Origin of the sequence: Rothia nasimurium, assembly GCF_928381705.1 — a bacterium.
In the GTDB taxonomy this organism is placed as follows: Bacteria; Actinomycetota; Actinomycetes; order Actinomycetales; family Micrococcaceae; genus Rothia; species Rothia nasimurium_G.
In genome coordinates this window covers 90,986-104,185 of record NZ_CAKMSR010000007.1, presented here as the reverse complement: position 1 = coordinate 104,185, position 13,200 = coordinate 90,986, and the positions used below count along the sequence as shown (strand labels likewise).

11 protein-coding genes are annotated in these 13,200 nt (G+C 61.4%); 6 read left to right on the top strand and 5 right to left on the bottom strand.

Going from position 1 to position 13,200, the window contains the following annotated elements:
* Positions 1-2: 2 nt before the first annotated feature.
* The 4 genes from L6762_RS07400 to L6762_RS07385 form a co-directional block, all read right to left on the bottom strand.
* Positions 3-812: a hypothetical protein gene (locus L6762_RS07400; protein ID WP_237186384.1), complete on the bottom strand. Its 810-nt coding sequence runs from the start codon at positions 810-812 to the stop codon at positions 3-5.
* Between the two features lie 176 nt (positions 813-988).
* Positions 989-2,743 carry an acetyl/propionyl/methylcrotonyl-CoA carboxylase subunit alpha gene (locus tag L6762_RS07395; protein WP_237186383.1) on the bottom strand — a complete coding sequence of 585 codons (1,755 nt, stop codon included), beginning with the start codon at positions 2,741-2,743 and terminating at the stop codon, positions 989-991.
* Positions 2,744-2,751: 8 nt separating this feature from the next.
* Entirely contained in the window at positions 2,752-4,518 is a 1,767-nt protein-coding gene (locus L6762_RS07390; protein ID WP_237186381.1) for an urea amidolyase family protein, read from the bottom strand.
* 153 nt (positions 4,519-4,671) lie between these two features.
* Complete coding sequence (locus tag L6762_RS07385; protein WP_237186379.1) at positions 4,672-5,433, bottom strand: LamB/YcsF family protein; 762 nt, start codon at positions 5,431-5,433, stop codon at positions 4,672-4,674.
* Between L6762_RS07385 and L6762_RS07380 the strand changes: the two genes are divergently transcribed.
* A complete protein-coding gene (locus L6762_RS07380; protein WP_237186369.1) occupies positions 5,432-5,590 on the top strand; it encodes a hypothetical protein in 159 nt (52 codons plus the stop codon). The genes L6762_RS07385 and L6762_RS07380 overlap by 2 nt on opposite strands.
* Before the next feature lie 8 nt (positions 5,591-5,598).
* A complete protein-coding gene (locus L6762_RS07375) occupies positions 5,599-6,087 on the top strand; it encodes a hypothetical protein (RefSeq protein ID WP_237186367.1) in 489 nt (162 codons plus the stop codon).
* Between the two features lie 80 nt (positions 6,088-6,167).
* Here L6762_RS07375 and L6762_RS07370 read toward each other — a convergent pair whose 3' ends face one another.
* The gene (locus tag L6762_RS07370) at positions 6,168-7,346 is read right to left on the bottom strand and encodes a Gfo/Idh/MocA family protein (RefSeq protein WP_237186365.1); all 1,179 of its coding nucleotides are present in this window, start codon (positions 7,344-7,346) and stop codon (positions 6,168-6,170) included.
* 201 nt (positions 7,347-7,547) lie between these two features.
* Here L6762_RS07370 and iolC point away from each other — a divergent pair, with 201 nt between their 5' ends.
* From iolC to L6762_RS07350, 4 genes are all read left to right on the top strand, one after another.
* Complete coding sequence (iolC, locus tag L6762_RS07365) at positions 7,548-8,519, top strand: 5-dehydro-2-deoxygluconokinase (protein ID WP_237186363.1); 972 nt, start codon at positions 7,548-7,550, stop codon at positions 8,517-8,519.
* Between the two features lie 17 nt (positions 8,520-8,536).
* Positions 8,537-9,445 (top strand): Cgl0159 family (beta/alpha)8-fold protein, encoded by a 909-nt coding sequence (locus L6762_RS07360; RefSeq protein WP_237186361.1) that lies wholly within the window; start codon positions 8,537-8,539, stop codon positions 9,443-9,445.
* A gap of 48 nt (positions 9,446-9,493) precedes the next feature.
* Positions 9,494-11,410, top strand: a complete 1,917-nt coding sequence (gene iolD, locus L6762_RS07355) for a 3D-(3,5/4)-trihydroxycyclohexane-1,2-dione acylhydrolase (decyclizing) (RefSeq protein ID WP_237186482.1) — start codon at positions 9,494-9,496, stop codon at positions 11,408-11,410.
* 142 nt (positions 11,411-11,552) lie between these two features.
* Complete coding sequence (locus L6762_RS07350; protein ID WP_237186360.1) at positions 11,553-13,058, top strand: CoA-acylating methylmalonate-semialdehyde dehydrogenase; 1,506 nt, start codon at positions 11,553-11,555, stop codon at positions 13,056-13,058.
* The last annotated feature ends 142 nt before the right edge of the window (positions 13,059-13,200 follow it).

Genomic DNA, 13,200 nt, shown 5'->3' with positions numbered 1-13,200 from the left:
TGCTATCCATAGGGTTTTTTAGCGTAGACCTGCATAACGCGAGAAGTGCCAGCTACCCAGCTTCCAAGGGCTGGGTCGATAGCCTGAGTAAGGCGGACAGCGGAGCGAAAAACCTTCTTAACATCGACGTTGAGCAGGCTTTCTTGATGAGCTATGCGGTTTCGAGCAGTACTTACTTGGTTGACTCGATGGGAGATGAGATACGGATAGGCGTTCTGGTGGGGAAAGGCGTTTTTGATACTTTCATTCCAGAGTTTAATCTGTGCATCGCGTATTCTCTGCTTGTCGCGGCTCAGATGCCTTGGATTAGAAGGGTCAGTTCTATATCTCGCATCGGGTAAAAGGCGCCCCCAAAGTCCCAGGGTTGTATGAGCAAGAATGTCGTCATAGTTAACCGTGTGACCGTATCTGGGGTGGGTAGCAATCCGGTTACTTTGGTCAGCAATAGCTCGCTGGTAGGCCGTGTCGTAAGGGGAGGTTTTTCTACCTCGGCCTGTAATGATAAGTGTGGCTAATTCTTTGGCGGGGTGCTTTAACCACTCTTCGCTCGCTCCACCGTACCGATACCTGGGGTCACGAGGGTGAACTTCAGGCATGGGATCTAAATATGGTTGCTGTGAATTCCAGGTGCGCAGTTGAGTATCGATAGCGTGTCTCAAAAAAACTTCGACGTGACCTAGCGTCGTATTGAGGGCCTGGGCTAACTCGATATTCCACAGATAAAGTGCTCTCTGTGCCTCTCTATTTGGGCTCCATGAAGCGTAGGAAGCAAATCGGGCAGGAGCCATATGAGCTTCAAAAGGGTAGGTCATGTATAGATAGTAACCTGCATTTTAGAAAATATGTTCTATTGATTCTCCTGTTGCGCGCGCGTAGGCTTTAATCAGAAACCGGGCCGCCAACTTGCTATGTTGGTTATGAAAGTGACCCAGGTATTTTTGAATGAAGTATAAATCCCCGCATTCGCTCGCGAATGCGGGGACTTCTTTTATTCGAAGACCACCAGCACCTGGCCCGCGGTCAGGCGCTCGCCTGCCTGGGCGGGGAGGTCAGCCACGGTACCAGCGGTTTCTGCCAGCACCGGAACCTCGGTCTTCATGGCCTCCATCAAGGCCACCTGGTCGCCGGCGGCTACCTCATCGCCCACGGCAACCGTGTAGTTAAGCAGGGCCCCGCCCATGGGTGCCAGTACCTGACCGGCACCCGCCTGCCCCTGCCCGCTGGTGGGGGCGACGGCGTCCGCACCCGACCTCAAAGAAGCAAACACCGAATCGGGCAGACCCACCCTGTGCGGGGTGCCGTCAATCTCCAGGGTGAAGCGGGTGACGCCGGTGCCCGGGAAGACACTGGCACCCACCGGCAGCAGGGGCTGGCGGTAGCCCTGGGCAGGTTCGGACGCCAGGAAAGAATCCTCGATCCAGGTCGTGTAGACCCCAAAGTCGCCGCTCTCGGCGGTAAAGGCCGGGGCCTCAAGCACCTGCCGGTCAAAGGGCAGCACGGTCGCCACCCCGGCAATATCCATCTGGGCCAGGGCAAAGCGGGCCCTGCGCAGGGCCACCTCGCGGGTCGGGCCGGTGACAATCAGCTTGGCCAGCATGGAATCGAACTCCCCGCTGACTACAGAACCGGGGCGTACCCCGGCGTCCCAGCGAATCCCGGGGCCAGAGGGTATGGTCATGGACTCAATGCGGCCGGCGGCAGGCAGGAAGCCCCGCGCCGGGTCCTCGGCATTGATACGGAACTCAAAGGCGTGACCGACCGGCTCGGGAGTCTCAGTAAAGGGCAGGGGCTTGCCCGCCGCAATATCGAGCTGCAGGGCTACCAGGTCAACGCCGGTGACCTCCTCGGTGACCGGGTGCTCCACCTGAATGCGGGTGTTGACCTCAAGGAAGGAAATCGTGCCGTCGAGGGCCACCATAAACTCGGCGGTGCCTACACCCACATACCCGGCGGCCCGGAAAATCTCAGCGGACGCCCGCTCAATCTGGGCCCGCTGCTCATTTGTGAGGAAGGGAGCGGGAGCCTCCTCCACCAGCTTCTGGTTACGACGCTGCAGGGAGCAGTCGCGGGTTCCAACTACCACCACATTCCCGTGGGAATCCGCAGCCACCTGGGCTTCCACATGGCGGGGCTTCTCTAGGAAGCGCTCAATGAAGCACTCCCCGTTACCGAAAGCAGCCACAGCCTCGCGCGAAGCTGCGACGAAGGCGTCCTCAACCTCGCCCAGCTCCCGCACAATGCGCATACCGCGCCCGCCGCCACCGTGGGCGGCCTTAATAATAGAGGGCAGGCCGTGCTCCTGGGCAAAGGCGCGGGCCTCCTCGGGGGAGGCCACGGGGCCGTCCGACCCCGGCGCCAGCGGGGCGCCCACCGACTGAGCCAGTTCGCGGGCCTTGACCTTGTCACCCAGGGCCTCGATGGTCTCGGGGGCGGGGCCAATCCAGGTCAGACCGGCTGCCATGACCGCCCGGGCAAAGTCAGCGTTCTCCGCCAAAAAACCGTAGCCGGGGTGAACGTCGGTAGCCCCCGAGGTCACCGCAATGGCCAGTACTTTCTCCATATCCAGGTAGGTTTCGGCCGGGCCGGTGCCCTCCAGGGCGTAGGCCTCATCGGCCAGGGCGGTGTGCAGGGCCTCGGCGTCCGAATCGGCGTAAACCGCTACCGACGCGATACCCTGGGCGGCGCAGGCGCCAATAATACGGACGGCAATTTCGCCACGGTTGGCAACGAGAACTTTACGCATGCGGGGGCTCACTTTTCGGTCGAGGTAGGGGTGGTCTGGGGTGGGGTTAGCAGGGTGAAGCGCAGGCGGGCGCCGGGCGGGGCCTGGGCCAGCAGGCGCAGGTCAGCCGGGTGAACCGTGGCAATCACGGGGTAGCCGCCGGTGACCGGGTGGTCGGCCAGGAAGACCACGGGCTCACCACTCGGCGGCACCTGGACTGCCCCCGCCACCATGCCCTCACTGGGCAGCTCCCGGGGCACGGCCCGGGTGAGGACGTCGGTGGGCTGGGGGGCTACGGGCCCGTCGGCGGGGGTGCTCAGGACGTCCTGCCCCAGCGGGGCTTCCTGTGCAGCGTCAGCCAAAATCAGCCTGACCCCGATACGGTCACTGGACTGGGAGACTTCCCAAGTCACCTCGGTGAAGCGGTCCAGAGACTCGGGGGTAAACCAGTCCTCACGCGGCCCGGGCAGCGCTCGCACTGTCAATACAGCGCCCGGCTCCGGCAAGGGCAGAGCTGGCACGGGATCAGCCACCACCGCTACGGGCGGGTTGGCGAGGGAGAGCTGTTCGCCCGCGGTGAGAGGTTCGGGGCCTAGACTAGCCAGAGTATCGCGGGAGGCGCTTGCCGCTTCGGTTCTAGCGGCAAACCCTCCGCGTACCGCGATATAGGTGCGTAAGCCCCGGGCCGGGGCGCCCAGGGTAAGCGTCTGGCCGGGCTTCAGGGCAAAGGGGGCATAGGAAGGCACAGCCAGGGGTGTCTCTGCCGCCGGGACTGAACCTTCTGCGGGATCTGTGACCTGCTCAGGGGCGTCCTCGGTAATCTGCGCCGGGGTATCTGCCCCAGTCAGGGCTAGCTCCACATCGGTCAGGGCGGTCAGCTTCAGCCCGCCAGCGAGGTTTTCGAGTACGGTGGCACCAGCCGAATTGCCGACCAGACGGTTAGCTTCAGCTGCTGCAGCCCGGTCTGCAGGCCCAGAGGGGGAGACGCCCCAATGGGTTAGTCCGGCTCGTCCCCCGTCCTGGAAGAGAGTCTGCAGCCCCGGCGTCTTCACCTCAAGTACGGGTCGGGCAGGTGCCTGCCCAGCTTCAGCGGGGTGGGTGGGGGCGTCCTTGTGCTCGAGAGAGATAAGCTCCCGCACCGCCTCGAACTGCACCTGCATGCCCGGCTCTAGCAGGGCTGGCGGGTTCTGGGTGAGGTCCCAGAGGGGCGCATTGGTGTGACCGATCAGCTGCCAGCCGCCGGGGGAGGTGCGGGGGTAGATGCCCGAAAAATCACCGGCCAGACCCACCGACCCGGCAGGCACAGAAGTGCGCGGGGTGGTTCGTCGCGGAACATCGAGCACATTATCGTGCCGGTGCAGGTAGAAGAAGCCGGGGGCAAAACCCGCGAAAGCCACCGACCAGTGGCCGGTGGTGTGGGCGTAGATAACCGCCTGCTCGCTGATGCCCAGGTGGGTTGCGACGTCCGCGAGGTCCTGGCCGTCGTAGACCACCGGAATGGTCACGGTGCGCCCGTGGGTGCGCACATCGCCGGACGCCTGTGGCAGATCGGGTGCAGCAAGAAAGGCGGTGGTGTGCTCGGCGGTAGCAAAGCGGACGAGCACGGTTTGAGCTGCCGGGACCAGCTCAACCTGACCCTGAGCCGGGTGCTGCTGCAGGTGCCCGTGCAGGTGCAGGGCGTTTTCGAGGGTGCGGCAGTTCACCATCACTGCCAGCAGACCGAAGGGCTTGACCGTGTAGATATCGGCTGTGTGGCCGCCGGTGGTGGGTCTGCCGGGTGTCTGCGCGGTGGCCATAGCGCCCCTCTCTGCTAGCTTCGTTGGCGGGGGAGGGGTGGCAGGCTGTGCGTTATTGCGCCGGGGTCTGGGCCGTGCCACCACTCCTAAGATTGTTCAACAATTCTGGCAGATGTGGCGCCGCCCACGCAAGCTGCGCCGCCGCCCGCCTTCCTAGGCGAAGGCGCGGACGTCCGCCCCGGCGTCCTCAAGGGCTTCCCGCACCTGCTGGGCGATGGCGACAGCCCCAGGGGTATCGCCGTGAACGCAGATGCTGTCGGCATGCAAAGGAACAACCGACCCATCAACAGCTACCACTTTGCGCTCCACCGCCATGCGCACCACACGCTCGGCCACAGCCTGCGGGTCGTGGATGACTGCCCCGGCCTCCCGGCGGGACACCAGGGTGCCTTCGGGGGTGTACCCACGGTCGGCAAAGGCCTCGTAGAAAACCGGAACACCCAGCGCCTGAGCCTCGCGGGCAACAGCTGAATTGGGCAGGCAGAGAACCGGCAGGTCACCGAGTTCGTGCAGGGCCTGTGCCACTGCCGCCGCCTGCACATCGTGGTGAACAATAGCGTTATAGAGTCCGCCGTGGGGCTTACAGTAGCGCACTTCGGCACCCTCAACCCGCGCTACCGCCTCAAGCGCGCCCACCTGGTAAATCACCGCGTCGGTGAGTTCGGTGGCCGTCATATCCATGAAGCGGCGGCCAAAACCAGCCAGGTCGGGGTAAGAAACGTGGGCCCCGATCGTCACGCCGTTCTCCCGCGCCGCCCGCACGGTAGCACGCGCAACCGACGGGTCACCGGCATGAAAACCGCAGGCGATATTGGCTGAAGAGACGGTCTGCATCATCGCAGCGTCATCTCCCATGGTCCAGGAGCCAAACGACTCCCCAGAATCAGAATTCACATCAATATGTAGGGTGCTCATGGCACTAGCCTACCGCCGCAGCTACCTGCCGGGCGCACCTTGCTGGGGCGCGGACGTCCGCCCCGGCTTAGCCTGCGCATGTTCCCTGGGCGGGGCAAGAGGGCTAGAATTGCTGAGGTCTCTCGTCATACCCCCGGCGTCCGCCCTACTACCCTAAGGAACCCTATGGCTCGCCCCGACTACGGCATTGGCCCGCTGGCCCACGCCCTGGCTACCGACTTTGGCTACGATTTTGAGTACGACGCCCCGGCTGAGGTCGATGGCCTCTGGCTAGAGACCGCCGAACTTGAGAAGACCTATATTGACCTGACCGGTCGCGTCTTTACCCTGCTGCTGAACATTTTTTATATTGGGGATGAACGCCGCTACGGCTTCGCTCTCTTTGAGCTAGAGGACGCCGCAGAGCCGGGCGCTGAGCCGGATGCGGACGCTGGTGAGCAGCTCGTGCTACAGGAGGACGGCCTAGCCAGCGCGGCTGACTTGAAGACCCGGGTGGCGGACGTGCTAGCTGATTCTGCCCAGCTCTTAGCCGAGCAGGACGCCTACGACCTGCGCGAGGCCATTCGTACCGTTGATGCTACCTATACCCCGGAGCAGCAGGCGGCCATTCTTGAGGCTTCACAGGCGCAGAAGGGCAAATCTTTCTTCGCATAGTAACTGCCCGTCAGGGCCGCGCAAAATGTGTGTGTTTTGAGAAAAGGCGAGCCAGAGGTGGCTCGCCTTTCTCGGTGAATTTAGCGGGTGACAGTTTCCCAGCGGCCGGAGGCTGCTGAGCGTTCAGCTGCGTCGAGGACGCGGGCTGAGGCTACGGTGTCCTCAATGCTGGCGTGGTCGCTGTCTTCGCCGAGGAGGGCGCGGACAAACTTTTGGGCTTCGATAATTTTGAGGTCGTCGTAGCCCATGGAGGTTCCGGCACCCGGTTGGAAGTGGGAGAAGTCGCCCATGGTGGGGTCGGCCATGACGCGGGTGTAGCCGGTGTATTCTGCTGAGTTGAGGGCGATCTCGAGTTCGTTCATGCGTTCGAAGTCCCACATGAGGGAGCCTTCGGTGCCGTAGATTTCAAGGGCGTAGCGGGCGCGGGGGCCGGAGGAAGCGCGGGAGGCTTCGAGGGTTCCAACGGCGGGGAGGCCGCTTTCGTCGGGGGTGAAGCGGACGAGCATGGCGGCGTAGTCTTCATTTTCTACGGGGCCCGTTTCTCCGTCTTCAATAATGGCGAAATGGGTGGCTTGGCCCATGGGGAGTACGGGGCGTTCGGTGTAGAAGGTGCTGGTGAGGGCGGTGACTTCTTCGATGGGGGCAACGATGTAGTGCATGAGGTCTACGAGGTGGCCCATGAGGTCGCCGAGGACGCCGCTACCGGCCTTGTCGCGGATAAATCGCCAGGAGAGGGCGCCCTTGGGGTTGGCTGAGTAGTCTGCAAAGAAGATTCCGCGTACATGGGTGATTCGCCCGAGTTTTCCTTCGGCGATGATTTTTTTTGCGTGTTCTAGGGCGGGGGCGTTGCGGTAGTTGAAGCCGACGGAGGTTAGGACGCCTGCCTCGGCTGCGGCCTGGGCAATGTCAGCGGTTTCGTCGCCGGATCGTCCTGCAGGCTTTTCAATCCAGAAGGGTTTTCCTGCTTTGGCTGCAGCTATGCCCATTTCGCGGTGGAGGAAGTTGGGGGCGCAGATGGAGACGACGTCTACGTCTGGGTTGGCGAGGACCTCGTGGTAGTCGGTGGTTCCGCTTTCGTAACCGAGGACTTCTTGGGCGTATTGGACGCGTTCTTCGCTGGTGTCTGCTGCTTGGACCAGGCGGGGGGCGACACCGAGTTCGGGGTAGACGCTGGGGAGTTCGCGGTAGGCCTTGGTGTGGACTTTGCCCATCCAGCCGACGCTGATGAGGCCAATGCCGAGGGGTTTTTGAGGAGTCATGGGGTGTGCTTTCTCAGTGGGTGGGGAGACGTGTGTCCTTCGGTGGTGGAGACCTGCGTCATTCTTAATTCTTCATTTAAGTCCCAAATAACTTATTTTGTCAATATGTAAGTACAAACCTTGACATGGGGGTGTGCTGTGTAGCACTCTAGAGGGTAAGAACCTCCAACTCCCACGTTTCATACCAAGGACGGGCAGCACATGACACACTACGAACTACTGACTATGGGGCGTATCAGCGTTGATGTTTACCCCAATGACATCGGCGTTGGCCTTGAAGACGTCACCAGCTTCGGTAAATACCTGGGTGGCTCACCGGCCAATGTCGCCGTAGCCGCAGCTAAGTACGGACATAAGACCTCTGTAATCACCCGCGTCGGCAATGATCCTTTCGGCACATACTTGCGCCGGGAACTCAACCGCTACGGGGCAGATGACGCAAACGTCACCGTCGATTCGAACCTCCAGACCTGCGTCACCTTCTGCGCGATTAAACCCCCAGAAGATTTCCCCCTCTACTTCTATGGGCGCTTCCCCACCGCGCCGGATCTTCAGATCACCGCCGACGACATCGATATGGAAGCCGTCAAAAATGCCACCATTTTCTGGACGACCCTGACCGGTATGTGCCAGGAGCCGGCCCGCTCCGCCCAGCTAGCAGCCCATGAGGCTCGTGGACGCGACAACCTGGCTGAGGGTCAGCACACGATTCTCGATCTGGACTATCGCCCCATGTTCTGGGAGAAGCCCGAAGAGGCAACTGCCGCAGCTCAGGAACTGCTTAAGTACGCCACCATTGCCATTGGTAACCGGGAAGAATGCGCTGTTGCTGTCGGTGATGGCACCCCGGACGAACAGGCTGACCGTCTCCTGGCTGCAGGCGTGAAAATTGCTGTGGTCAAGATGGGCGCTGAGGGTGTGATGGCGAAGACTGCTACTGAACGAGTTGTCTCAGCCCCCACCCCGGTCGAAACCGCTAACGGACTTGGCGCAGGAGACTCCTTCGGTGGGGCCTTCACCCATGGAATTCTCTCAGGCTGGCCCCTGGAAAATGCTCTGACCTTTGCGAATGCAGCTGGCGCTATTGTTGCCTCCCAGATTGCCTGCTCAGAGGCAATGCCCCAGGAACAGGACGTCATGGACTTCCTGAACGACCGTAACCGCGGATTCTAGAAAGGACGGGAACGACCATGACGATTGATCTCACCGCTGATCGGGACCCCCGCCGCTACGAGCATCTCACCAAAATCCGCCTGGAAGACCCCCAGGCAGTAGCCAGGGCTGCTGCAGCCCGACCCCGCCATGAGGGGCCGACCTACGGGCGTCAGAACTTCATTGTGGCAGCAGACCACCCAGCCCGGGGCGCTAACCGCGTAGGTTCAAACCCCATGGCCATGGCAGACCGTCGGGACCTTCTTGACCGCCTCCAGATTGCCCTGGCCAACCCGGCTGTTGACGGCGTCCTGGCTTCCCCCGATATCCTCGACGACCTCCTCCTGCTTGGTGCCCTCGACGGAAAGCTCGTCTTCGGGTCTATGAACCGGGGTGGTCTTTCGGGGCTTGTCAATGAAATGGATGACCGCTTTACCGGCCACACCGCTGACTACCTCAAATCCATCGGGGCTGACGGTGGCAAAATGCTGACCCGAATCCACTACGGGGACCCCAACACGGTTGCGACCCTTGAAGCCACAGCCCAGGCCGTGAACTCCCTTGCTGACCAGGGGCTCTATGCCATGGTTGAGCCCTTCATCTCTGAAACCATTGATGGGGCAATCCGCAATGACCTCACTCCCGACGCTGTCATAAAGTCAGTGGGCATTGCCAGTGCCCTGGGTACCAACAGTGCCTACACCTGGATGAAACTGCCGGTCGTTGATGAGATGGAGCGGGTCATGGCCTCCACCACCCTGCCTACCGTCCTGCTGGGGGGTGACCCCTCCTCGTCCCCCGATGAAGTTTTCGCCACCTGGGAAGCTGCCCTTAAGCTCCCCGGCGTGCAGGGGCTAACTGTAGGGCGGACCCTGCTCTACCCCGAGGACGGCGACGTCGCCGGGGCCGTTGCGACCGCAGCTTCCCTGCTCCACCACACCGCTTAAAAGAAGAATCACTCCGGTTAGAAAGAAACCCTCATGGCACATCAGAGAATGTCTGTCGCCCAGGCAGTCGTTACCTTCCTTGGCAACCAGTACACCGTCGATACCATCGGCGACGAAACTTTCCGGGCCCGCACCGTTCCGGGTATGTTCGGTATTTTTGGCCACGGCAACGTCGCCGGTATGGGGCAGGCCCTGCGCCAGTACCAGGAAACCGCTCCGGGTCTTATGCCCTACTACCAGGGCCGCAATGAGCAGGCCCAGGTTCACCAGGCTGTTGGCTATGCCCGTCACACCCGTCGTCGTCAGACCTTCGCCGTGACCACCTCCATCGGCCCCGGCTCCTCCAATATGGTTACCGGCGCCGCCCTGGCGACCACTAACCGCCTGCCCGCCTTGCTCTTCCCCTCAGACCAGTTTGCAACCCGCACCCCCGATCCGGTGCTCCAGCAGCTGGAACGTTTTGATGCCGGTGATATCACGGTCAATGATATTTTCCGCCCTGTTTCCCGCTACTTCGATCGGGTCCAGCGTCCCGAGCAGGTCTTTTCAGCTCTCCTCAACGGTATGCGGGTGCTGACCGATCCGGTCGACACCGGTGCTGTCACCATTGCCCTGCCCCAGGACGTCCAGGCTGAGGTCCTGGATGTGCCGGAAGAGTTCTTGGCCCCCCGCGAGTGGCGGATCCGCCGTCCGGAACCTGAAGAGGTTGATATCCGGGCTGCTGTTGAGGCTATTCGGGCCGCCCAGAAGCCGGTCATTATTGCCGGTGGCGGTGTCCACTATGCCTTTGCAACAGATGAGCTCAAGAAGTTCGTTGAGGCAACGGGTATCCCCGTGGCTTACACTCAGGCAGCTGTAGGCGTCATGGACTGGGACCATCCCCTCTGCCTGGGCGCTGTCGGCTCCACCGGCTCTACCGCCTCAAACGCCCTGGTCCGTGAGGCAGACCTGATTATCGGTATCGGCACCCGCTACGAGGACTTCACCACGGCCTCCCGCACCGCCTTCCAGAACCCCGACGTAAAGTTCGTCAACATCAACGTTGCGGCCTTCGACGCCTACAAGCAGGGTGCTGCCGTATCTATGGTTGCTGACGCCCGCAAGGCCCTGGTGAAGCTCAATGAAGCGATGAGCGGCTTTAGCGTCTCGGACGCTGTCCGTCAGCAGGTTGCCGACGAGAAGCAGCGGTGGGACGGCATTGTGGACGAGGCTTTCGCCCAGCGATTCCGCCCCCTGATGAGCCAGAACGAAATCATCGGTGCCGTCAACGAAGCGATGGACGACCGGGACGTCGTTGTGTGCGCTGCCGGTTCTCTACCCGGTGACCTCCACAAGATGTGGCGGGTCAAGGACGCCTTCGGCTACCACGTCGAATATGCCTACTCTTGCATGGGTTACGAAATCCCCGGCGGCCTGGGCGTCAAGCGAGCCTCCCTGGATGCCCAGGACGGACGCGACGTCGTCGTCATGGTGGGGGACGGCTCCTACCTGATGATGCACACCGAATTGGTGACCGCAGTTGCAGAGGGAATCAAGCTCATTACCGTCTTGATCCAGAACCACGGCTACGCCTCCATTGGTGCCCTCTCAGAATCCCTGGGCTCCCAGCGCTTCGGCACCAAGTACCGTATGCACGACGCCGAAAACCACACCTTCGACCACGGCGACAAGCTCCCGATCGACCTGGCAACCAACGCTGAGTCCCTCGGTGCCCGTGTAATCCGCGTTGAGCCGGGGGAGAATGTCCGCGAAGACCTGATGGCAGCTATCAAGGAAGCTAAGGCAGCCCCCGAAGGGTCAGGGCCCATCGTCATTCATGTCGAGTCAGATCCCATGATTGATGCCCCCTCATCGGAATCCTGGTGGGACGTTCCGGTCACTGCCGAGAGCGAGTTGGAATCAACCCAGCAGGCCTATCAGGATTACGTCAGCAACAAGGCCAAGCAGCGTCCCCTGCTCGGCTAGGCCACCCTCCACTGCCCCTGCAGAGGGCAAAACTAAGCCTGGGTTCCAGCCCTAGATACCCCGCAAGTCTCCATGAGCGTCAGGCTCACGGGGCTGGAACCCGATCGATGTACATATCAACATCAAGAGAAAGAAAAAGTTCATGTCATACGAGGTCGTACACTTCATCCAGGGCTCCGAGGTTGCCAGCGCAGGCGACGCCCGCCAGGATATCTTCAACCCTGCTACCGGCGAAACCATTGGCACCCTGCACTTGGGTGGTCAGGACGAGCTGCAGGCTGCTGTTGCCGCTGCCAAGACTGCGGGCCAGAGCTGGTCTGAGGTCTCCCTGGCCAAGCGCACTGCCATTCTTTTCCGCTTCCGTGAACTGCTTGTTGAGCGGACTGACGAACTGGCAGAAATCGTTGTTAGGGAGCACGGTAAGGTCTTCTCCGATGCCAAGGGTGAAATTGCCCGTGGCCAGGAAATCGTAGAATACGCCTGCGGTATTACCAACATCATCTCCGGTGCCTACACCCCCCAGGCGGCAACCGGTATTGACGCCTACTCCATGCGGCAGCCCCTGGGCGTCGTTGCAGGTATCACCCCCTTCAACTTCCCCGTCATGATTCAGCTCTGGATGGCTCCTCTGGCTATTGCCTCAGGTAACGCTTTCATCCTCAAGCCTTCAGAGCGCGACCCTTCTGCCGCTAACTTCATTGCCAAGCTGTGGAAGGAGGCAGGTCTGCCTGACGGTGTCTTCAACGTCCTGCACGGTGGCAAGGAGATGGTCGATGGCCTGCTTACCCACCCTGATGTTGACGGTATCTCCTTCGTTGGTTCAACCCCCATCGCCAAGTACGTCTACGAGACCGGAACCGCTCACGGCAAGCGCGTCCAGGCCCTGGGCGGCGCCAAGAACCATGCCCTGATCATGCCCGATGCTGACATGGACGTCGTCGCTGACCACCTCAGCGCCGCCGCCTTCGGTGCTGCCGGTCAGCGTTGCATGGCAATCTCAGTGGCAGTTGCTGTAGGGGACGCTGCAGAAATCTCCATCGCCAAGGTGGCAGAACGCGCCCAGAAGATCAAGGTTTCGAACGGTATGGATCAGGACGCCGACATGGGCCCGCTGATTACCCCCGCTTCCCGCGACCGCGTCCAGCGTATTATCACCGAAGCGGAGCAGGCCGGTGCGGCTGTTGTGGTTGACGGCCGCAACCTCGTCGTTGAAGGCTACGAGGGTGGCAACTTCGTTGGCCCCACCATCCTGGACCAGGTCAAGACTGAAATGGCCGCCTACGGTGAAGAAATTTTTGGCCCCGTACTCGTAGTGGTGCGTGTTGAATCCCTGGAAGAAGGTATCCAGCTGATTAACTCCAACCCCTTCGGTAACGGTACCTGCATCTTCACCTCATCTGGGGCTGCTGCCCGTCGCTTCACCCGCGACATCAAGGTCGGTATGGTCGGCGTGAACGTACCCCTGCCGGTGCCCCTGGCTAACCACTCCTTCGGTGGCTGGAATGATTCCCTCTTCGGTGAGCACCACATCTACGGTGAAGAAGGGGTCCGCTTCTACACCCGCGCTAAGGCCATCACCCAGCGCTGGCCCGAGCCCAAGCAGGCTTCAGGGGCGTCCTTCAATTTTGAGTCCCGCTCTAACTCCTAGGGTGAGGTGACCCCACTGGGGCTCTGCTGGAAAGAGTACTCCGGCCAGGATACTGACCTTTGGGTAGGTATCTTGGCCGGAGTTTTTTATGACTGAATAGCGGTTCTGGTGAGACCGAGCACACGGCTAAGTAGCAGATTTG

What these genes read in the sequence shown, in the direction of transcription:
- iolC (WP_237186363.1), top strand. Translation starts at nt 7,548, where the DNA reads ATGACACACTACGAACTACTGACTATGGGGCGTATCAGCGTTGATGTT.
- L6762_RS07380 (WP_237186369.1), top strand. Translation starts at nt 5,432, where the DNA reads ATGGCACTAGCCTACCGCCGCAGCTACCTGCCGGGCGCACCTTGCTGG.
- L6762_RS07360 (WP_237186361.1), top strand. Translation starts at nt 8,537, where the DNA reads ATGACGATTGATCTCACCGCTGATCGGGACCCCCGCCGCTACGAGCAT.
- L6762_RS07390 (WP_237186381.1), bottom strand. Translation starts at nt 4,518, where the DNA reads ATGGCCACCGCGCAGACACCCGGCAGACCCACCACCGGCGGCCACACA.
- iolD (WP_237186482.1), top strand. Translation starts at nt 9,494, where the DNA reads ATGTCTGTCGCCCAGGCAGTCGTTACCTTCCTTGGCAACCAGTACACC.
- L6762_RS07350 (WP_237186360.1), top strand. Translation starts at nt 11,553, where the DNA reads ATGTCATACGAGGTCGTACACTTCATCCAGGGCTCCGAGGTTGCCAGC.
- L6762_RS07375 (WP_237186367.1), top strand. Translation starts at nt 5,599, where the DNA reads ATGGCTCGCCCCGACTACGGCATTGGCCCGCTGGCCCACGCCCTGGCT.
- L6762_RS07400 (WP_237186384.1), bottom strand. Translation starts at nt 812, where the DNA reads ATGACCTACCCTTTTGAAGCTCATATGGCTCCTGCCCGATTTGCTTCC.
- L6762_RS07370 (WP_237186365.1), bottom strand. Translation starts at nt 7,346, where the DNA reads ATGACTCCTCAAAAACCCCTCGGCATTGGCCTCATCAGCGTCGGCTGG.
- L6762_RS07395 (WP_237186383.1), bottom strand. Translation starts at nt 2,743, where the DNA reads ATGCGTAAAGTTCTCGTTGCCAACCGTGGCGAAATTGCCGTCCGTATT.
- L6762_RS07385 (WP_237186379.1), bottom strand. Translation starts at nt 5,433, where the DNA reads ATGAGCACCCTACATATTGATGTGAATTCTGATTCTGGGGAGTCGTTT.